Source organism: Streptosporangium lutulentum (genome assembly GCF_030811455.1).
Taxonomy (GTDB): domain Bacteria; phylum Actinomycetota; class Actinomycetes; order Streptosporangiales; family Streptosporangiaceae; genus Streptosporangium; species Streptosporangium lutulentum.
Genome location: NZ_JAUSQU010000001.1, coordinates 8,058,672 through 8,078,093, shown reverse-complemented (window position 1 = coordinate 8,078,093; position 19,422 = coordinate 8,058,672). Strand labels below are relative to the sequence as shown.

General features: G+C 68.7%; 18 protein-coding genes and 1 riboswitch. Of the genes, 4 read left to right on the top strand and 14 right to left on the bottom strand.

The genetic code is table 11. The annotated features are described in order from the left end of the window. Window positions 1-47 precede the first annotated feature (47 nt). Window positions 48-1,109, bottom strand: coding sequence for an RNA-guided endonuclease IscB (iscB, locus tag J2853_RS36395; RefSeq protein ID WP_307565366.1), 1,062 nt, complete (start codon window positions 1,107-1,109; stop codon window positions 48-50). 701 nt (window positions 1,110-1,810) lie between these two features. Between iscB and J2853_RS36390 the strand changes: the two genes are divergently transcribed. Beyond that, entirely contained in the window at window positions 1,811-2,776 is a 966-nt protein-coding gene (locus J2853_RS36390; protein ID WP_307565364.1) for an SAM-dependent methyltransferase, read from the top strand. Window positions 2,777-2,869: 93 nt separating this feature from the next. Here the strand turns inward: J2853_RS36390 and J2853_RS36385 are convergent, their stop codons facing one another. The 3 genes from J2853_RS36385 to J2853_RS36375 form a co-directional block, all read right to left on the bottom strand. After that, complete coding sequence (locus tag J2853_RS36385) at window positions 2,870-4,069, bottom strand: cytochrome P450 (protein WP_307565363.1); 1,200 nt, start codon at window positions 4,067-4,069, stop codon at window positions 2,870-2,872. An 86-nt stretch (window positions 4,070-4,155) separates the two neighbouring features. Beyond that, complete coding sequence (locus J2853_RS36380) at window positions 4,156-5,421, bottom strand: MFS transporter (protein WP_307565361.1); 1,266 nt, start codon at window positions 5,419-5,421, stop codon at window positions 4,156-4,158. Between the two features lie 156 nt (window positions 5,422-5,577). Beyond that, window positions 5,578-6,489 (bottom strand): TerC family protein, encoded by a 912-nt coding sequence (locus tag J2853_RS36375; RefSeq protein WP_307565359.1) that lies wholly within the window; start codon window positions 6,487-6,489, stop codon window positions 5,578-5,580. 216 nt (window positions 6,490-6,705) lie between these two features. Further along, window positions 6,706-6,821, top strand: a riboswitch (SAM riboswitch). A gap of 52 nt (window positions 6,822-6,873) precedes the next feature. Between J2853_RS36375 and J2853_RS36370 the strand changes: the two genes are divergently transcribed. Genes J2853_RS36370 through J2853_RS36360 form a run of 3 tightly spaced genes read left to right on the top strand, consistent with a single transcriptional unit; the run spans window position 6,874 to window position 10,519 of the window. Continuing rightward, a complete protein-coding gene (locus tag J2853_RS36370; protein ID WP_370879480.1) occupies window positions 6,874-8,169 on the top strand; it encodes an aminotransferase class V-fold PLP-dependent enzyme in 1,296 nt (431 codons plus the stop codon). An 18-nt stretch (window positions 8,170-8,187) separates the two neighbouring features. Beyond that, window positions 8,188-9,384: an NADH-quinone oxidoreductase subunit D gene (locus J2853_RS36365; RefSeq protein ID WP_307565357.1), complete on the top strand. Its 1,197-nt coding sequence runs from the start codon at window positions 8,188-8,190 to the stop codon at window positions 9,382-9,384. A gap of 16 nt (window positions 9,385-9,400) precedes the next feature. Further along, the gene (locus tag J2853_RS36360; RefSeq protein WP_307565355.1) at window positions 9,401-10,519 is read left to right on the top strand and encodes an acyltransferase family protein; all 1,119 of its coding nucleotides are present in this window, start codon (window positions 9,401-9,403) and stop codon (window positions 10,517-10,519) included. Window positions 10,520-10,694: 175 nt separating this feature from the next. On the opposite strand, the gene J2853_RS36355 is transcribed toward J2853_RS36360, so the two are convergent. The 10 genes from J2853_RS36355 to J2853_RS36310 form a co-directional block, all read right to left on the bottom strand. After that, on the bottom strand, window positions 10,695-11,147 hold the full coding sequence (locus J2853_RS36355) for a DUF3180 domain-containing protein (protein WP_307565353.1): 453 nt from the start codon (window positions 11,145-11,147) through the stop codon (window positions 10,695-10,697). Next, complete coding sequence (gene folK, locus J2853_RS36350; RefSeq protein ID WP_307565351.1) at window positions 11,144-11,641, bottom strand: 2-amino-4-hydroxy-6-hydroxymethyldihydropteridine diphosphokinase; 498 nt, start codon at window positions 11,639-11,641, stop codon at window positions 11,144-11,146. Before folK ends, J2853_RS36355 begins: the two co-directional genes overlap by 4 nt. Further along, on the bottom strand, window positions 11,638-12,036 hold the full coding sequence (gene folB / locus J2853_RS36345) for a dihydroneopterin aldolase (RefSeq protein WP_307568938.1): 399 nt from the start codon (window positions 12,034-12,036) through the stop codon (window positions 11,638-11,640). The genes folK and folB overlap by 4 nt, the downstream gene beginning before the upstream one ends. Before the next feature lie 74 nt (window positions 12,037-12,110). After that, window positions 12,111-12,548 (bottom strand): nuclear transport factor 2 family protein, encoded by a 438-nt coding sequence (locus tag J2853_RS36340; RefSeq protein WP_307565349.1) that lies wholly within the window; start codon window positions 12,546-12,548, stop codon window positions 12,111-12,113. Next, entirely contained in the window at window positions 12,545-13,396 is an 852-nt protein-coding gene (gene folP / locus J2853_RS36335) for a dihydropteroate synthase (protein WP_307565347.1), read from the bottom strand. Before folP ends, J2853_RS36340 begins: the two co-directional genes overlap by 4 nt. 427 nt (window positions 13,397-13,823) lie before the next feature. After that, window positions 13,824-14,405 (bottom strand): GTP cyclohydrolase I FolE, encoded by a 582-nt coding sequence (folE, locus tag J2853_RS36330; protein ID WP_307565345.1) that lies wholly within the window; start codon window positions 14,403-14,405, stop codon window positions 13,824-13,826. 2 nt (window positions 14,406-14,407) lie between these two features. Beyond that, window positions 14,408-16,411: an ATP-dependent zinc metalloprotease FtsH gene (gene ftsH / locus J2853_RS36325; protein ID WP_307565343.1), complete on the bottom strand. Its 2,004-nt coding sequence runs from the start codon at window positions 16,409-16,411 to the stop codon at window positions 14,408-14,410. Between the two features lie 280 nt (window positions 16,412-16,691). Next, window positions 16,692-17,249 (bottom strand): hypoxanthine phosphoribosyltransferase, encoded by a 558-nt coding sequence (gene hpt, locus J2853_RS36320; protein WP_307565341.1) that lies wholly within the window; start codon window positions 17,247-17,249, stop codon window positions 16,692-16,694. Window positions 17,250-17,287: 38 nt separating this feature from the next. Beyond that, window positions 17,288-18,283: a tRNA lysidine(34) synthetase TilS gene (tilS, locus tag J2853_RS36315; protein WP_307565339.1), complete on the bottom strand. Its 996-nt coding sequence runs from the start codon at window positions 18,281-18,283 to the stop codon at window positions 17,288-17,290. A gap of 21 nt (window positions 18,284-18,304) precedes the next feature. Further along, window positions 18,305-19,399: an Rv3626c family coenzyme F420 biosynthesis-associated protein gene (locus J2853_RS36310; RefSeq protein WP_307568936.1), complete on the bottom strand. Its 1,095-nt coding sequence runs from the start codon at window positions 19,397-19,399 to the stop codon at window positions 18,305-18,307. Between the last annotated feature and the right edge of the window lie 23 nt (window positions 19,400-19,422).

Below are 19,422 nucleotides of genomic sequence, written 5' to 3'. Positions count from 1 at the left end.
CAGGTCTAGCGAGGGGACTGCCGGGTTTACCCGCCAGGGGAATCGCTTCATCTACTACCTCCAGCGTGGAAACCCGGTCCTTCAGGGCCGGAAGGAAACGCGGCGCAGCGCCGCGCTTCTGAACGGGTCAGGTAGCCGTAGCCGTCCGCTCGTTGAAGCAGCCGGACATGGCGGTAGTGAATGCCCTGCATGAGACCGTGCCGGGTGCGGACGTTGAGGTTACCGGTGGAACGAACCGCGACTCGCTCGGTATGTGTTCCGGCTTTGACCCCGGGTGTGGCGTTCTTCGCCTGGTTGCACGCCACACATGCCACGGTCAGGTTGCTGATCCGATCGGAGCCGCCCCGGCTACGCGGGTGGATGTGGTCGATGTTCAACGGCACGCCAGAGATGCCGCAGTACGCACACGCGCGACCCCACTTGGCCAGCAGATACTCGCGGACCTCATACCCGTACAGGGTGCCTTGCTGGTATTCCACTCCTGCGAGCGGCCTACCGGCCGACAGGGCGTGGGTGTCGAACGCGACCCGCTCTACGTGCACGGCCGTGACGGGCGCCCACCGAGACAGGCGGCCGACCCATGACGTGGTGCCGTCCACCCGATGGTGCAGAGACGGCGCGAGCCACCCCTTCGGCGTGGTCCGGTTGAGGAACCGGGGTGCCCGGTAGCGCAGGTTCCGAGACCGGCGCCGCCGGCGATACCGGGCGCGTGCGATGAGCTTGTCGCGGATCCGCTCGCCCCGATGATCAAGCTGGATGCTGTACAGGCCGGTACGGCTGCCGCCCTCGATGCGGAACACGGCGATGCCGGTGTGCTTGGAACCGGGGTCGATACCTACCTGCACACCCTGCACGGTGGAGTCGGCGGCGGCGCGGTCGCGCAACCGGATGACGAACGGGGTGTGCCGGACCACCGTCGCCCGACCGGCCGCCGGCAGGTGGCGGGCACGGGCGGGGTGGCACGGGTCAAGCGGGTGGCCGTGCCTGTCCAGGACGAACACCACCGGGTGGCTCTCACGAGCCGCTCCCTCGGACGCCGAAGCGCCCTCGGGGTGACGCCGCAGCAGACGGGTGCCCTCTGCTGCAGTCTCCCCTCGCCCATGTTCCACGCCAGTGCCCGGCCAGGCCGGGAGTCCGTGAGCCGTTTCGTCCCCACCCTCGAGGGTGTCTGCTCCCACGGATTCCAGAGCGGCAGGCTGAGGAAGCACCTGCCGGTGGGTCTGCTCACTTACGTGAAACGTAGTCAATCGAATGCACCTCCTTCTCAGGTGATCGACTCGGGCTGGTCAATGCGGGGCTTCGAAACGCATCGCTGCGCCTCAAGCTCCCTCCCTCAGGAGGGGGTCACTGACTGATAGCATTCCTTCGTTTGAAACGGACAAGGCATGTCCTTCGCCCACCTCGGCCGAGGAAAGCGGGCAGCCATTCCTTTCGGGGAGCAGAGGAGCCACGGTGTCCCGCCCTTCGACCACCTGGGGCACTTCGCCCAGGTGACCAGCGTAACGGGCCCGGCTGTTTCAGCCGCGTCGCGGCATGCGTGTCAACCACCTCGCATCGAAAACCGGGGTATCCCCAGAAAAGCTCGGTGAAAACAATGGCAGGTGCCGAGCCGTTTCAGGCCTGGCGACCACCGGGAATCCCCTCGATCACGAGGCGGACCGGGTCGGCCGCCGGTAGGCGGACCGGGGCGATGATCGCCGCGGGTGGTTCGAAACCAGCGTGGAGTGACAAAAATGTGTAGTCACTCATGTGCCCCGAGATCACGGGGATCCGATGCCCGCCCCTTCTCCGATCGGTAGCGTCTCCTTTCATGTGGCTCACCTGGCGTGCCGCGATGGAGCAGGCGCTCTACGGCGAGAGCGGGTTCTACCTGCGGGAGCGTCCCTCCGGTCATTTCGTGACCTCGGTCGGCGCCTCTCCCGCCTTCGCCGAGGCCATGCTGCGCGAGCTCATCGCGGTGGACGGCGCGCTCGGCCACCCTCCGGTGGTCGATCTCGTGGACATCGGCGCCGGTGAGGGCAGGCTGGCCGCCGGCATGCTCGCCGCCGCGCCTCCCGAGCTCCGTTCCCGGCTGCGGGTCACCGGGGTGGATCTGGCCTCCCGGCCCGCCCCGCTACCGGAGGAGATCGCCTGGGCGACAGTCGTTCCCGACGCGATCCACGGGCTGGTCATCGCCAACGAGTGGCTGGACAACGTCCCCGTGGACATCGTCGAGCAGACGGCGGACGGGCCCCGGCTGGTCATGGTCAACGTCTCCGACGGCAAGGAGAGGCTGGGCGGGAGACCGCAGGAGGACGATCTGGCCTGGCTGGCCCGCTGGTGGCCGATGCGGGCCACGGGCGAGCGGGCGGAGATCGGCAGGCCCCGCGACGAGGCCTGGGCGTCGGTGATCGTACGGCTGGCATGTGGCCGGGCGATCGCGATCGACTACGCGCACTTCGCGGACAACCGCCCGCCGTACGGCACCCTGGCCGGATACCGCGACGGGACGACGGTCGCGCCCGTGCCGGACGGCTCGTGCGACGTCACCGCGCACGTGGCCCTCGACTCCTGTGCCCGTGCCGGGGAGCGCGCCGGGGCCGTCACGACGACCCTGACCACCCAGCGGGAGGCGTTGCGCGCCCTCGGCGTCACCGGGACGCGCCCGTCCCTCGAACACGCCCGCAGCGATCCGCGCGGCTACCTCCAGGCCCTCACGAGGGCCTCCGAGGAGGCGGAGCTGATCGCCGCCGAGGGGCTCGGCGGGTTCGGCTGGCTCGCCCAGACCCGGACGTGAGATCGGCCCGCCCGCACACGACCCGAGACCGCCCACACGACCCGAGAACAGAGCCGGACCTGAGATCGGCCCGCGCTCGCACCCGGCCCGCGCTCAGACCTGGACCTGGAGGGATTCCAGGCCCCGGATGACATAGCCCGGACCCCAGGACGGCTCGGCGGCCAGTCCCAGCTTCGGCGCCCGGCGCAGCAGCGCGCCGAACGACTCGATCAGCTCGATCCTGGCCAGTGGCGCGCCCAGGCAGAAGTGGATGCCGGCGCCGAAGGAGATGTGCGGGTTGTCCGTCCGGCCCACGTCCAGACGATCGGGGTCGGCGAAGACCTCGGGGTCGCGGTTGGCCGAGCCGAACAGCAGCGCCACCTCGGTGCCGCGGGGGATGTCGAACCCGCCCACCGAGATGTCCTCCAGAACCCAGCGCTCGAACATCTGCAGCGGGGTGTCCCAGCGCATCATCTCCTCGACCGCGGTGGGCAGCAGGTCGTGGTCCGCGCGGAGCCGGTCCAGCTCGGCCGGGTTGCGGAACAGCGACCACCAGCCGTTGCCGGTGACGTTGACGGTGGCCTCGTGCCCGGCGTTGAGCAGCAGCACGCACGTGCCGACCAGCTCTTCCTCGGTGAGTTTGTCACCCTCCTCCGCCACCAGGGCGAGGGCGCTGATCAGGTCGTCACCGGGGTTCGTCCTGCGGCTGCGGGCCAGCCCGATGAGGTAGTCGGAGAACTCCTCGGACGCGCGCACGGCGGTGTGCTGGGCCTCGACCGAGGGGTTGAGCTCGTACATCTTGCAGATGTCCGCCGACCAGGGCCGCAGCAGGTGCCGGTCGGCCTCCGGCACGCCGAGCATCTCCGCGATCACGGTCACCGGAAGCGGCTCGGCGACCTCGGAGATGAGGTCGCCGCCGCCGCGCTCGACGAAGCCGTCCACGAGCTCGCCGGCGATCCGGGCGACCTTGGGGCGGAGCGCCTCGACCATGCGAGGGGTGAACGCCTTGGACACCAGCCGCCGGAGCCGGGTGTGGACCGGCGGCTCGACGTCGAGCATTCCAGCCCTGACCACCCGCCAGAACGGATCCTGGAACTCGGGGTCGTCCTGCCTGCCGAACTCCTGGTGCGTGGCCACGTGCAGGTAGGAGCGGCCAAGCCTGCGGTCACGCAGGAGCGCGTTGACATCGGCGTGCCGGGCGATCAGCCACTGACCGGTCGGTTCGAAGAAACTGACCGGCCGCTCCCGCCTCAGCTCGTCGTAGACGTCGTAAGGATGGGCGACAAATTCCGGATTCCAAGGATCAAATAGCACTTAAGCATCGTAATCCTGACCTACTACTCCACCAATACACCGGGATCTTCCTGGTCGAGGCCGCAGAAAGGCGGCCGTCGCAGCCGTCAGACCCCCACGGTGAAATCCGGCTCGGGGCCGGGGTCAACGGCGTCGGCGTATCGGGCGTGCCGGAACGGGGAGACCGCCATTGCCAGTGCCACCAGAACGAACCCGGCGACGCCGATCCAGAGTGCCGTCCGGTAGCCGGTCGCGACGGCCAGAAACCCGCCGAGGGGCGCGCCGACGACGACCGCGGCCCGGTTGAGGGAGCGGATGGTGGTGTTCATCCGGCCCTGCAGCCCATCGGGGGTCACGGACTGGCGGTAGCCGAGCTCGTTGGGGCCCGTGACGCCCATGGCCACCCAGAACAGGAACTGGGAGAGAGCGACCATCACGAACACCGCGAGTCCGGGTACGGCCAGCGGCATCAGTGCCCAGGCCGGCGCCATCAGAGCATGGGCGGCGATCACGGTCGGACCGGCGTCGAACCGCCGGCCCGCCCATCCGGCCAGCGCCCCGCCGAGAAAGGCGCCGACGCCGCCGCAGGCGTAGGCGGCTCCCAGCCAGAACGCCCCGAGGTCAAGCTCGCGCGCGTCCAGCGCGTAGGCCACGAAGACCGTGCCGAGCATGCTGTGGAACAGGAACCAGGCATGTGAGGTCACGGCCATCGGGGCGAGGGTCCGATGGCGGTAGATCCAGGACAGTCCTTCGCGCACCTCGGCCCTCAGGTCGCGCCGCGAGGCCGGCTGGGCCCGTTCGGTGACGGAGATCGAGGCGAGGAGCACGCCGGAGACCAGGTAGGAGGCGGCGTCGACCAGCATCGCCACCGGCGCGCCGACCACCTGGATGAGCGCCCCGGCGAGCAGCGGCCCGGCCGTCTGGGCCACGGAGTCGGACTGTTCCAGCCGGGCGTTGGCCGGGATGAGGAGCTTCCGGGGCACCAGCCGGGGCAGAAAGGACTGGTTGGCCGCGTCGAACAGCAGCGACAGCAGCCCGAAGACCATGACGTAGGCGATCAACGCCGGCATGGTGAGCAGCTCGGCGACGTACAGCAGCGGGATCACGCAGACCAGCGCGGCCCGTCCGAAATCGGTGCCGACCAGGATCGGCTTACGGCGGCACCGATCGACGAGCACCCCTGCGACCAGTCCGAACAGCAGGTACGGCAGCCATCGGGCCGCGTTCATCAGGCCCAGTTCGAAGGCGGTGGCGTGCAGGGCGACCACCACGAAGATCTGGAGGGCGACGGTGGTCACGTGCGCGCCGAAGATCGACACCGTCGAGGCGACCCAGAACCTGCGATATCCAGGAAGATCCACAAGGCGGGGCATCACCTGGACTTTAACAAGGGGCTGATCGACAGGTCGATGACGTCCGCCGTAGCCGGGCCACCGGCGTGAGCCCGGCCTTCGTGAAGACCGGGCTCACGCCGGTACCTCCTCGGCGCCGGCCGGGTGCTCGCCCGTGGGACGGGCGAGCACCTGGCGTCAGGAGTCGGTCCGCTCACCCACCTGGCCGTCGGCCTTGGGAGAGCCCTGGCTATCGGCCTTGGGAGAGCCGGGCCGCTCACCCACCTGGCCGTCCGCCTCGGAGGAGCCGGTCCGCTCGCCGGCCTTGTCCTCAGAAGAGCCGGTCCGCTCGCCGGCCTGGCCTTCGGCCCCGTAGCGCTGGTGCAGCGCGACAGGCTCCCCCTTGCCCGCCTTGCTGCGCATCCGGATGTTCAGCAGCTCCACCAGAAGCGAGAAGGCCATCGCGAAGTAGATGTAGCCCTTGGAGATGTGCTGCTCGAAGCCCTCGGCGATGAGCACGACGCCGATCAGCACCAGGAAGGACAGGGCGAGCATCTTGATGCTCGGGTGCCGGTCCACGAAGCGGCTGATCGGCCCGGAGGCGACGAGCATCACGATGACCGAGACGATGACGGCCGCGATCATGACGCCGAGCTCGTCGACCATGCCGACCGCGGTGATCACGGAGTCGAGCGAGAAGACGACGTCGAGGACCATGATCTGCAGGATCACGGCGGTGAAGGAGGCCGCCACCTTGCCGCCGGCGTGGCCGGACTTGCCCTCCAGGCTGTCGTGCATCTCGAAGACGCTCTTGCCCAGCAGGAACAGCCCTCCGAGTATCAGGATCAGATCGCGCCCGGATATCCCATGCCCGAAGACCTCGAAGAGCGGGGCCGTGAGCCTCACCACCCACGACAGCCCGAGTAACAGGGCCAGACGACTGATCAGGGCGGCGGCGAGGCCGAGTTTGCGGGCTTTGTCGCGCTGCTCGGGAGGAAGCTTGCCCGCGAGGATCGAAATGAAGATGATGTTGTCGATCCCCAGGACGATCTCAAGCGCGACAAGGGTGAAGAACCCTATCCATATCTCCGGGTTGGTCACCCAGTCCATCGTTTCCTCCTTGGTCGCCCGGCTGCCTGGACGTTTCACCGGTTGCCTGCCAGGACGACTGGGAAGCCCCATGAGTTCCTTCTGGGGAATAACGGCTGATCACATTCACAACACGGGGGACGCCGTCCGGCCGTCGCCGCGAACGGGAGAGGCGACCTCAATCCCCCCGTAGGTACTTGCAGGACACGGCCGGACGTCGGTTATAGTTCCCGGGTAGGTCATGAGTGCCAGTGACAAGCCCCGGCTCGCTGGCCGGCAACCCTCGCGTCCGCGGCGGGGTGCCCCGGGTGAGGACCTGGTCCGACGCGTAGCGCGTCGGGCAAGCGCGGGCTCCACGCACCAACGCCATGGGTTGGGGTCCGATGACCTCGAAGGAGCCTTGGCGTGTCCACATTGACGATTCTCACTCCCGCCTCCACGTCCGCGACCACCCCGGCGCGCCCCGCGCCCGCGGAGCGGCGGATTCCCCCGGTGCTCGGCTCCGACCTGGAGGTCCCGGTCAGGGGCGGCAGGCTGATCCCCTACGCCAACCTCGACTACGCCGCCAGCGCCCCCTGTCTGGAGCCCGTGAGCGCCGCCGTCACCGCCGCGCTCCCGGCGTACTCCAGCGTCCACCGGGGCGCCGGGTACGCCTCCCAGCTCACGACGGCCCGCTACGAACAGGCCCGGCACACCGTCCGAGCCTTCGCCGGGGCCCGCCCCGACGACTCGGTGATCTTCACCCGCAACACCACCGACGCGACCAACCTGCTGGCCCGTAGCCTGCCCGAGGGGACCACCGCCGTGGTCTTCGACACCGAGCACCACGCCTCGCTCCTGCCCTGGGGCACCGCCGTACGGCTCGCGATCCCCGCCTTCCCCGGCGAGGCCGTCCGCGCCGCCGACGAGGCCCTGGCCGGGATCGACGGTCCCAAGCTGCTGGTCGTCACCGCCGCCTCCAACGTCACCGGCGAGCTCTGGCCGATCGCCGCCCTGGCCCACATCGCCCACCGCCACGGCGCCCGCATCCTCGTCGACGCCGCCCAGCTCGTCCCGCATCGCCGTCTCAACCTGACGGCGCTCGACCTGGACTATGTGGTCTTCTCCGGTCACAAGCTCTACGCCCCGTTCGGCACGGGCGCCCTGATCGGCCGTTCGGACTGGCTGGCGGAGGCGGAGCCGTACCTCAAGGGCGGCGGCGCGGTGAAGACCGTGAACGACGACGAGACCGAGTGGCACGACGACCCCGAGACCCGCCACGAGGCCGGAACCCCGAACGTCCTGGGCGCCGTCGCGCTGGCCGCCGCCTGCGACGCCCTGACCGCCACCGGCTGGACCGTGCTGCTCCGCGAGGAGGAGCGCCTTCTGAGCCGCCTGCGCGACGGCATCACCGCCGTCCGGGGCGTGCACGAGCTCTCCCTGTGGGGCCCCGATCACCCCCGCGTCGGCATCGTCTCCTTCGTGGTGGAGGGCTTCACCGCCCGCGAGGTCGCCGAGGTCCTGTCCGGTGACTACGGCATCGGCGTGCGCGACGGCAAGTTCTGCGCCCATCCGTTCGTCCGCCACCTTCTCGGCACCGCCGACGGGGGCTGCGACGACGTCACCGCCTCCGCCGTCCGCGCCTCCATCGGCATCGGCACCACCGAGGAACATGTCGACCGCCTGATCACCGCTTTGCAGGATCTTGTCTCACGCGGCTGACGTGACAGCATGGGTCTTATGACTGAGCCTCATGCCGAAGGCGCGCCCCGGACGATAAGCGTGGGGATCGGGGCCGGAGCGGAGGCCGTGCCCGACACGCACGGCAAGGAGCTCGCGACCGAGGACATGATCCTCAACATCGGGCCGCAGCACCCGTCCACGCACGGGGTGCTGCGGCTGCGGCTCACGCTGGACGGCGAGCGGATCAGCTCGGCCGAGCCGATCGTGGGCTACATGCACCGCGGCGCGGAGAAGCTGTTCGAGGTCCGCGACTACCGGCAGATCATCGTGCTGGCCAACCGGCACGACTGGCTGTCGGCCTTCTCGAACGAGCTGGGCGTCGTGCTCGCGGTGGAGCGGATGCTCGGCATGGAGGTGCCGGTCAGGGCGGTCTGGACGCGCACCCTGATGGCCGAGCTCAACCGGGTGCTGAGCCACCTGATGTTCCTCGGGTCCTATCCGCTGGAGCTCGGTGCGATCACGCCGGTCTTCTACGCGTTCCGGGAGCGTGAGACCCTTCAGGCCGTGATGGAGGAGATCTCCGGCGGGCGCATGCACTACATGTTCAACCGGGTCGGCGGCCTCAAGGAGGATCTGCCCCTGGGATGGACGAACCGGGTCTCCCAGGCCGTCGCGGACGTGCGGCGGCGGCTGCCCGACATCGAGAACCTGATCGCCGGCAACGAGATCTTCCTCGCCCGCACGCGCGGGGTGGGCGTCCTGGACCGCGAGACGATCATGCAGTACGGCGTGAGCGGCCCGATCGCCCGCGCCTCGGGCGTGGACATCGACCTGCGCAGGGACGAGCCCTACCTGGCCTACGGCGAGCTGCCGGTGAAGGTCGTCACCCGGTCGGCCGGAGACTGTCACGCCCGGTTCGAGGTGCTGCTGGAGCAGGTGAAGGTCTCCCTGGACCTGGCCGACGCCTGCGTGGAGCGGCTCCTCGACCTGCCTCAGGGCCCGATCAACCAGCGCCTGCCCAAGGTGCTCAAGGTGCCCGAGGGGCACACCTACGCCTGGACCGAGAACCCGCTGGGCATCAACGGCTACTACCTGGTCTCCCGTGGGGAGAAGACCCCGTGGCGCATGAAGCTGCGCTCCGCCTCCTACAACAACGTCCAGGTGCTGCGGGAGATGCTCCCCGGCCACCTGATCTCCGACATGGTCGCCATCCTCGGCTCGATGTTCTTCGTCGTCGGGGACATCGACAAATGAGGCACGGCAGGAGCACATGAGCGAACAAGATGGGGACACGAGTCCCCGTACGGCGGGCGGGCAACGGGACAAGTACGTCGACTGGCTCCGGGCCGTCAGCCTGCTCGTCGTGGTGCTCTGGCACTGGGCGTTCACGATCCTGCAGTGGGGGCCGGACGGTCCCTCGCCGACGAGCCCGCTGGGCTTCACCTCGGGGTTGTGGATCCTCACCTGGCTGTTCCAGGTGCTGCCCCTCTTCTTCTACGTCGGCGGGCACGTCCACCTCCTGTCCTGGAACCGCGCCCGCGAGCGCGGGGTGGGCATCGGAACCTTCGTCGCGCGGCGCATCCGCAGCCTCGCGGTCCCGGCGCTGGCGCTGGCCATTACCTGGATCGTGCTGGGTGCGGTCGTGACGTGGGCGTTCGGGATCGGCTGGATGGACCGGGTCGTCCTGCTCATCATCAGCCCGCTGTGGTTCATCGCCGTCTACCTCGTGCTGGTCGCCCTGCTCCCCGTCTCGCTGTGGCTGCACCGCCGCTTCGACGTGCTGGTCCTCATCTGGCTCGCGGGGGCGGCACTGGTCGTCGACGTGCTGCGGCTGCGCTACGGGTACGAGGCCGCGGGCTGGCTCAACATGATCATCGTCTGGGGCCTGGCCCACCAGGCGGGGTTCTTCTACGACAGGGTGGTGGCCCTGCCCCGCCAGTTCGACGTGGCCATCCTGTGGACCGGGTTGTTCGGCCTGTTCGGGCTGGTCTACTCGGGCATCTACCCGGGCTCGATGGTGGGCGTGCCCGGCGACAAGCTGTCCAACATGGCGCCGCCGACCTTCGTCATCGTGGCGCTGCTGGTCTTCCAGATCGGCCTGGTGGAGGTCCTGAGGCCGTCCATGGAGCGCCTGCTGGAGCGCCCGAGGTGGCAGCGCGTCAACGAGACGGTCAACAGGTTCGCGCTGCCGCTGTTCCTGTTCCACACGACCGGCATGGCGATCTGGGTGGCGCTGACCTGGTGGCTGCTCGGTGGGGAGCCGCCCGGCCAGGTGGTGCCCCCCGACCTGTTCTGGTGGCTGGAAAGGCCCCTGGCCGTCGTCGGCCCGCTGCTGTGCACGCTCCCGGTCATCATGCTGTTCGGCCGGAAATGGTCCGCGAGGCGTTAGGAGCGCCGCGGAAAACGGGCGGGAGGCCCCCGGATCACCTCCAAAACGGACGACCGGGCGCCGGAAACGCCTTCGGGGTCCGCCCACGACGCGCTGGAGACGGTCCTCGTGGACGGACGGCGGGGCGATGGAAGCGGTCCTCAGGACGTACGGCGAGCGTCTTCGACGGCCGGTTCTAGCGGTCTTTCTCGTCGGAGTCCTTGGGCACCTTGCAGCAGTACTCCAGGTAGAGGGCCGAGACGACCAGCAGCACGCAGGCGAGGAACGAGCCGCCGGTGATGAAGAAGTCGCGGCGGGGGACGCTCTGGTCCAGCAGGTTCGCGGTGTAGAGGGCGAATCCGGCGAAGATCCCGGCGAAGATCGCCCCGCCGTACGCGGAGGCCTTGGCGAGGCCCACGAGGCGGGCCACCGTCAGCGGCTCGACGGGCTTGGTATTGGGCTTGCGCTCGATCCTGGCCTTCGTCATCCACCCGCTGTAGAACTCGCCGATCGCCAGCAGGAGCACCGTCGGGATCGAGGTCCACTGCACGATCGGCAGGTCCGCGTAGAACGGCTTCAGGAGCCCCCACGTGAGGATCGTGAAGACGACGAAGAGCCCGGCGAGCACGCCGGGACGGGTCGGCCTCACGCGGGTCCCTTCAACGTCAGATCGGGGCGCGGCCGTACGTAGTCCTGGTCCAGCTCCTCCAGCAGGTCGGCCACCCCGCGCCCGGACAGGACCGCCTCCGGGTCGGCCCGCACCCACGGCACCAGCACGAACGCCCGTTCGTCCGCCCTGGGGTGCGGCAGCGTCAGGTCGGGGTCGTTCATGACGACGTTCTCCACGGTGATCAGGTCGAGATCGAGGGTGCGGGCCCCCCAGCGCTCCTTGCGGACCCGGCCGAAGGCGTTCTCCACATCCTGAACACGCTCAAGGAGCGACCAGGGTTCCAGGGTGGTCTCGGCGATCGCGACGGCGTTGAGATAGGGACCCTGGTCCGGGCCGCCGAAAGGGTCGGTCTCGTAGACCGGCGACACCGTGACGAACGTGAGCTCCGGTCCGTCGAAGAGCGCGTCGAGCGCGCCCTGCAACGTGGCGAACCGGTCGCCCAGGTTACTGCCGAGCGCCAGCACCACCCTCATGCCCGGCTCCGGGTGATCGTCACGATCACGTCGTCGAACGGCAGCGGGATCGGCGCGGCGGGCTTGTGCACGCTGATCTCCACCGACCGCACGAGCTCGTAGGTCAGGCAGACGTCCGCCAGGCGCTGGGCCAGGGTCTCGACCAGGTTGACGGGCTCTCCCTCCACCACCTTCACCAGCTCCAGGGAGAGCTCGCCGTAGTGGACGGTCTTGGTGAGGTCATCCCCGGCCGCCGCGGGTGCCGTATCCATAAAAAGCGTGACATCGACGATGAACTCCTGGCCGAGCTCCCGCTCCGCCGTGAACACGCCGTGCCGCCCCCGGGCCCTCAGGCCCTTCACGGTGATCCGGTCGTGGATCCGATCCTGGATGGGGTCGCTGACCCAGTCTTGCATCGGGTTGCTGATCAGATCCTGCATCGAGTCCTGGATCGGGTCGCCCTCCTCGGGGGTACGGTCGCCGTCCTCGCTCACGCGGACTCCTCTTCCTCTTCGTCGTCGCCCTGCAGCACGGGGGAGCCGTGGTGCAGCCAGAGTCGCCATCCTGCCGACGCCCTGATGAAGGTGTTGCTCGCCACCACCTTGCCCGCCGCGAAGCTGGAATCACCTTCGTCGCCGGCGGTGAGGATGTTCTCCTCACAGGTGAGGATCGCGACGTCGCCCAGGACCATGACGCGGACGTCGGTCAGCACGAACTGGATGTAGGGCGTGTTGGCCATGATCAGTGCCCATGAGCGCAGCACCTCCTGCCGGCCGTTCACGATCGGCCACCCGGGGTGCACGCAGCCCACCTGCACGGAGTCGATGTCCTCGGCCCAGATCTCTGTCATGCGGTCGAGGTCGGCGTTCTCTATGGCGGTGTAGAACGCCTGATTGACCGTCTCGACGGCGGTGGTGTCGACGCTCATGATCTCGCTCCCTGAACTGCGGCCACCACACGGACGGCGTCCGCGTTCGGGCGTACGTCATGAACCCGCACGCACCATGCCCCCGCCTGCGCGGCGAGGGTGGTCACGGCGAGGGTGGCGTCGTCGCTGTGGCTGAAAGGCCTCGGGACACCGTCCGTGTCGGCGAGCAGCCGCCCCAGGAAACGTTTCCGCGAGGCTCCGATGATCAGCGGGTAACCCAGCTCGCCGAGCTGGTCGATGCCCGCGATCAGAGCCCAGTTGTGTTCGGCGTTCTTGGAGAAGCCCAGCCCCGGGTCGAGCACGATCTGACTCTCCGCGACCCCCTCCGCCAGCACGGAGGCCACCCGCTTGGCGAGCTCCTCACGCACCTCGGCCACGACGTCGCCGTATATCGCCCGGCGGTCCATGGCATGACTGTGCCCGCGCCAGTGCATCACCACGTACGGCACCCCGGACGCGGCCACGATCCTCGGCATCGCCGGGTCGGCCAGCCCGCCGCTGACGTCGTTGACCAGTTTCGCCCCGGCCTCCACGGCCGCCTGGGCGACCTCGGCCCGCATCGTGTCGACGCTGACCGTGACGCCCTCACGGCTCAGCTCCCGGATGACCGGCTCGACCCTGGCCAGCTCCTCCTCCAGCGACACGCGCGCGGCCCCGGGCCTGGTGGACTCCCCGCCCACGTCGATGATGTCGGCACCCTGCTCGACCAGCTTCAGGCCATGCCGTACGGCTGTCGCGGGGTCGAACCACTGACCGCCGTCGGAGAAGGAGTCGGGGGTGACGTTGACCACGCCCATCACAAGGCACCGGCCCACATCGGGCATCCCCGGCACACTCCACGTAGTCATGCCGATAAGCCTAGGCGCTCCGTATCCGTCGGCCGTCTCGTGGGTCCGGCTTGCGTCATAACAAATCGGTCCCTCCGGCCCCACCAGCCCCTCTGTCACGAGGCAGGCGGACGTCGGTCGGTGCGACGCTCAGGGCGTCTGGCTGCCATGTGTTCCTCCACTCGGGGGGTTGGAGATCACTCGGGGGGTGCGAAGCCCGCCGGACCCCACGGCCCCGCTCGCCGCGGTGGGCGGATGGGCCGGCGGATCGGAGAGCGCTCGGATCAGGCTTCCGGGGGACACCCGACCTTGGCGAGTGTGGCGATATTAGCCCGGCCACGGTCAGGTCGGGGGGCTTTCGCCGGGGGCCACGACCCATAACACAGAAACCTTGTCCGGACCGCCCGCAAGCGGTCTGGACAAGGCAAGGTTTCTGCGGGTGAGAAGCTCAGCGGATGATGAGCGCCATCGCCTCGGCGCGGGTCCTGTCGCTGTCGCGGAACAGGCCGCGTACCGCCGAGGTGGTGGTCTTGGCGCCGGGTTTGCGAACGCCGCGCATGGTCATGCAGAGGTGCTCGCACTCGACCACGACGATGACCCCGCGAGGCTCCAGCACGTTCATGAGCGCGTCGGCGATCTGGGAGGTCATCCGCTCCTGCACCTGGGGGCGCCGGGCGTACACGTCGACCAGGCGGGCGAGCTTGGACAGACCGGTGATCTGCCCCTTCTCGTTCGGGATGTAGCCGACGTGAGCGACGCCGTGGAACGGAACCAGGTGGTGCTCGCAGGTCGAGTAGACCTCGATGTCGCGCACGAGCACCATCTCGTCGTGGCCGGCGTCGAAGACCGTGGTCAGGACGTCTTCCGGTGTCTGCCCCAGCCCGGCGAACTGCTCCGCGTAGGCGCGGGCGACGCGGGCCGGGGTGTTCTGCAGCCCGTCTCGGTCCGGATCTTCGCCGATCGCGATCAGGATCTCGCGAACGGCCTTTTCGATCCGGGCCGAGTCGACCTCAAGCGGCTTGCCACTCACGCTCAGTTCCCGTCCCTGGGAACGGAGTCCGGGTGCCCGGCTCCGGCGGGAAGCGCGCCGTTTCCGGACTGCTCACCCACGGGGAGCGAGCCGTTGCCCGACTGCTCCTTCGGGGTCAGGATCGGCGGGCGGTCCGAGGGAAGCCGTTTGCCGTAGCCGGAGTAGGAGGGGCGCTTCTCCTTCACGACGACCGGAGCGAAGATCTGCATCACCTGCTCGCGGGAGAGCGTCTCCTTCTCCATGAGCTCGAGCACCAGGTTGTCGAGCACGTCGCGGTATTCGACGAGGATCTCCCAGGCCTGGTCGTGCCCGGCCTCGATGAGGCGGCGCACCTCCTCGTCGATCGTGGAGGCGACCTTCTCGGAGTAGTCGCGCTCGTGACCCATCTCACGGCCGAGGAAGACCTCGGCGTTGCCGCTGCCGAACTTGCGGGCACCGAGCTGCTCGCTCATGCCGTACTCGGTGACCATGCGGCGGGCGATGGAGGTGGCCTTCTCGATGTCGTTGGAGGCGCCGGTGGTGGGCTCGTGGAACACGAGCTCCTCCGCCGTGCGGCCGCCCAGCAGCATCGCGAGCTGGTCCAGCATCTCCGAGCGGGTCGCGAGGAACTTGTCCTCCATCGGCAGCGTCATCGTGTAACCGAGGGCGCGACCGCGGGACAGGATCGTGATCTTGTGAACCGGGTCGGAGTTGGGCAGCGCGTGCGCGACCAGGGCGTGACCGCCCTCGTGGTACGCGATGATCTTCTTTTCCTGGTCCGACATGACGCGGGACTTGCGCTCGGGACCGGCCATCACCCGGTCGATGGACTCCTCGAGGAGCTCCATCGTGATCAGCTTCTGGTCGTTCCGCGCGGTGAGCAGAGCGGCCTCGTTGATCACGTTGGCCAGGTCGGCACCGGTGAAACCGGGCGTCCTGCGGGCGATGATGTCGAGATCGACACCCTCGGCGAACGGCTTGCCGCGGCCGTGCACCCTGAGGATGCCCTTGCGGCCCTCCAGGTCGGGGCGGTCGACGGTGACCTGACGGTCGAAGCGACCGGGACGCAGCAGCGCCGGGTCCAGGATGTCGGGCCGGTTGGTCGCGGCGATCAGGATCACGCCGCCCTTGACGTCGAAGCCGTCCATCTCGACGAGGAGCTGGTTCAGCGTCTGCTCGCGCTCGTCGTGACCACCGCCGAGACCGGCGCCGCGGTGGCGGCCCACCGCGTCGATCTCGTCGATGAAGATGATCGCCGGGGCGTTCGTCTTGGCCTGCTCGAACAGGTCGCGGACTCGCGAGGCGCCGACACCGACGAACATCTCGACGAAGTCGGAACCGGAGATGGAGTAGAACGGCACGCCGGCCTCACCGGCGACGGCCCTGGCGAGCAGGGTCTTACCGGTTCCGGGGGGCCCGTAGAGCAGGACGCCCTTGGGAATCTTGGCGCCGATCGCCTGGAACTTGGCCGGAGCCTGGAGGAACTCCTTGATCTCCTGGAGTTCCTCGATGGCCTCGTCGGCACCCGCGACGTCGGCGAAGGTGGTCTTCGGGGTGTCCTTCGTGATGAGTTTGGCCTTCGACTTGCCGAAGCTCATCACGCGGGAGCCGCCGCCCTGCATCTGATTCATGATGAACAGGAAGAGCAGCACGATGAGGATGATCGGCAGGAAGCTCACCAGAAGGCCGACGAGGAAGTTCTGCTTCGGCACCTCGACGGTGTAACCGCCGGCGAGCTTGCCGCTCTTGGAGGCGGCTTCGAGCCTGTCGGCGAGCTGGACGCCCTGGCCGGTCACCCACGAGGAGTAGTAGCGCTTCTTATTGGTCAGAGTGACCTCGATGCGCTGGTCCGAGTCGATGATTTTGGCGTTGGCGACCTGACCTGTGTCGATCCAGCTGATCACCTTGGAGGTGTCGGCCTTCTCGAAGTTGCCGTCACTACTCCACAACGTGGTGACGAGCAGGAGCAGCACAACGATGCCCAGGATCCACAGCAGTGGCCCACGTGTAAATCGCTTGAGATCCATCCGATGCGGAACCCCGGCGGGCCCGTCCCTTCCTGACCATGGCCTGGCAACCCCGGGCGAGCCCGGGGTTCGCGGTATCCCTAACCGCTCCAACTGACTACCCAGAGATGACGAAAAGCCATCCCTACGGTGTCCGAAGGTACACCGGTGCGCCTCGCGGGGTAACCGCTCGAACAGCACCGGCTTTGCCCTACCAACGTACGTCAGGTAGGCCAGTGTTCCCCGCCGCTATGGGCAATGTCGCGTTCGCGAAAGGCGCGCTTCGCGCAGGGCGTACTTTTCAGCCCGCTCCATATACGTGCGGGGCGAGAGTTCCAATGAAGGGAAGATTGCGGTATCGCTCTGCGTAGTCGAGGCCGTAACCGATCACGAACTCGTTGGGAATGTCAAAACCGACATACTTCACATCGATCGGCACCTTGATCGCATCCGGCTTGCGCAGTGCGGTGCAAATCTCTACCGAGGCGGGATTACGCGACTTAAGGTTGTGCACCAACCATGACAAAGTCAGACCGGAATCGATGATGTCCTCCACGACCAGCACATGACGGCCGGCGATGTCGGTGTCGAGGTCCTTCAGCACGCGCACGACACCTGAGGACTTGGTGCCCGCCCCGTAGGACGACACGGCCATCCAGTCCATCTCGACCGGCACGTGCAACGCCCTGGCCAAATCCGCCATCACCATGACCGCGCCCTTGAGCACGCCCACGAGCAACAGCTTCTCGCCCGCGTAGTCCTCGTCGATCCGGCTCGCGAGCTCCTTCACCTTGATCTGGAGCTCTTCCTCGGGAATGAGGACCCGCGAGAGGTCCTTGCCCATGTCGGCTGCGTCCACCTGGGATTTCCTTACGAGACGGGGCTGGATGTTCGTCCTTACTGTCTGGCGAATATCAGGGTGCCACACCGGCGGACCGCTCCAACCCCCCCGGGGAGCTCCACCCTCCGCTGCCCCCGCCACGCGGTCACCAGACGGTCGATCTGGAAGATATGCGACGCCGCGAGGGTTCCCGGCGGTGCTCCCGCCTCAATCGCCGCACGCCGCAACACCCGTCGCCGCACCGCGACAGGAAGCTCTTCCAGCTCCGCCACCGCCACGGCCACGGCCCCGATATCGCTAAGAGCGCAATCCTGGACGACCGCCCGGGGGTAGGCCGCGTCGGCCCAGGCGTCGAGGGCGTCCGCGTCGTCCCGGCACAGGTTCGCGGTCCTGGCGAGCGCCTCGGCGACCCCGGGGCCGAGCTCGTCCTCCAGGACCGGCAGCAGCCGCTCGCGGACCCGGACCCGGGTGTAGCGGGGGTCGAGGTTGTGCGGGTCGTCCCACGGGAGGAGGCCGAGCGCCGCGCACGCCGCCACGGTCGTCTCTCGGCCGAGCTCCAGCAGCGGCCGCCGGTAGATTCCCGTCCGCGCGGGCATCCCCGCCAGCGAGCGGGTGCCGCTCCCCCGGCTCAGCCGGAGCAGCACGGTCTCCGCCTGGTCGTCCCTGGTGTGCCCGAGGAGCACGGCCGCCGCCCCGAGCCTCTCCGCCGCCTCGGACAGCGCCGCGTATCTGGCCTCCCTGGCCGCCGCCTCGGGCCCTCCCGAGGTGCCGACCGAGACGCGTGACGCCTCCGCGAGGTCGAGTCCCAGGCCGGGCGCGAGCCGTACGACGTCGTCGGCCCGGTCGGGGGATCCGGCCTGAAGGCCGTGATCCACGGTCAGCAGCCCGGCGCGGAGCCCTGTCCGGGGCGCCGTGAACCCCAGCGCGGCGGCCAGCGCCAGGGAGTCGGCGCCGCCGCTGCACGCGACAAGCACCAGGTCACCCGGTTCCAGGTCACCCAGTGCGTGTCGTACGGCACGGCGGACGTCGGCGACTGCGGGATGCGGACCCATCCCGCCATTGTCCGGCCTCGATCAGCCGACGGTGCCGCTGGCCTCCGGAAGGGCCTGCGCGCCGATCACCCTGGCGATCCAGCGCTCGGGATTCTTGATCTCCTCCTGGTCGGGGAGGGTCTCGGGAGAGGTCCAGACCTTGTTGAACCCGTCCATGCCCACCCGGTCGACGACCGTGCGGACGAAAACCGAGCCCTCGGCGTACTGCTTCATCTTGAGATCGACACCGAGCAGCCTGCGGATCGTGCGGTCGAGGCGGGAACCGCCCTCGCGCCGATGGTGGAACTTGGCGCGGATGTCGGCGACCGAGGGGACCACCGACGGTCCGACCGCGTCCATGACGTAGTCGCCGTGCCCCTCGACCAGGGTCATCACCGCGGTGAGCCGGTCGAGGATCTTCTTCTGCTCGGGTGTCTGGATCGCGTCGATCAGGTTGCCCTCGCCGCCCTTGACCACCTCCGCGACCGCGTCGGCGGCCGAGCGGAGCCGGTCCAGGAGCGTGGGCAGGTCGATGTCGGAGGCGAGAAGGAACTCGGTCATCTGCGAGCGGACGTACTCCCGCAGCCAGACGACCCCGGTGAACTGCACCCGGTGGGTCTCCTCGTGCAGGCAGACCCAGAGGCGGAAGTCCTGGGGGTCGACGTTGAGCTCGTGCTCGGCGTTCACGATGTTGGGCGCGACCAGGGTGAGACGGCCGGCGGCCGCCTGACCCGACGGGTCGGGCGGGAGGAAGAGCTCGTACTGCCCGAGGACGCGAGAGGCGAGGAAGGCCAGCACCGCGCCGACCTCGACCCCGGTGATGCGCGAACCCACGGCGCTCACGATCGCCGGCGTCTGGTCCTTCCGCGCCGCCATCCGCGTGGTCAGCGGCTCCAGCACCACCCGGAAGCCGTCGACGTTGGCCTTGATCCAGCCTGGCCTGTCGACGATGGTCGCGGGCTCCGGCGCGGTCTCGGTGTCGATTCGGGTGAACTCACGAACATGCCCTTCGGCCACACGGGAGAGGCGTCGCAAATCCGCGACCGCCTGCCGGGCCTCCTCTCGGCTCACTTGCGGTCCGGGGCGCACCAGGCGCGTTCCGGTCGCTACGGCAAGATCCCAGTCGATCACCTGCATACCGTCCACCGTACGTGGTCTCC

Excerpts from the sequence above, each read along its gene's own strand:
- J2853_RS36390 (WP_307565364.1), top strand. The coding sequence starts at position 1,811 with ATGTGGCTCACCTGGCGTGCCGCGATGGAGCAGGCGCTCTACGGCGAG.
- J2853_RS36380 (WP_307565361.1), bottom strand. The coding sequence starts at position 5,421 with ATGCCCCGCCTTGTGGATCTTCCTGGATATCGCAGGTTCTGGGTCGCC.
- J2853_RS36375 (WP_307565359.1), bottom strand. The coding sequence starts at position 6,489 with ATGGACTGGGTGACCAACCCGGAGATATGGATAGGGTTCTTCACCCTT.
- J2853_RS36365 (WP_307565357.1), top strand. The coding sequence starts at position 8,188 with ATGACTGAGCCTCATGCCGAAGGCGCGCCCCGGACGATAAGCGTGGGG.
- J2853_RS36360 (WP_307565355.1), top strand. The coding sequence starts at position 9,401 with ATGAGCGAACAAGATGGGGACACGAGTCCCCGTACGGCGGGCGGGCAA.
- folK (WP_307565351.1), bottom strand. The coding sequence starts at position 11,641 with ATGAGGGTGGTGCTGGCGCTCGGCAGTAACCTGGGCGACCGGTTCGCC.
- folB (WP_307568938.1), bottom strand. The coding sequence starts at position 12,036 with ATGCAAGACTGGGTCAGCGACCCCATCCAGGATCGGATCCACGACCGG.
- J2853_RS36340 (WP_307565349.1), bottom strand. The coding sequence starts at position 12,548 with ATGAGCGTCGACACCACCGCCGTCGAGACGGTCAATCAGGCGTTCTAC.
- folP (WP_307565347.1), bottom strand. The coding sequence starts at position 13,396 with ATGACTACGTGGAGTGTGCCGGGGATGCCCGATGTGGGCCGGTGCCTT.
- ftsH (WP_307565343.1), bottom strand. The coding sequence starts at position 16,411 with ATGGATCTCAAGCGATTTACACGTGGGCCACTGCTGTGGATCCTGGGC.
- tilS (WP_307565339.1), bottom strand. The coding sequence starts at position 18,283 with ATGGGTCCGCATCCCGCAGTCGCCGACGTCCGCCGTGCCGTACGACAC.
- J2853_RS36310 (WP_307568936.1), bottom strand. The coding sequence starts at position 19,399 with ATGCAGGTGATCGACTGGGATCTTGCCGTAGCGACCGGAACGCGCCTG.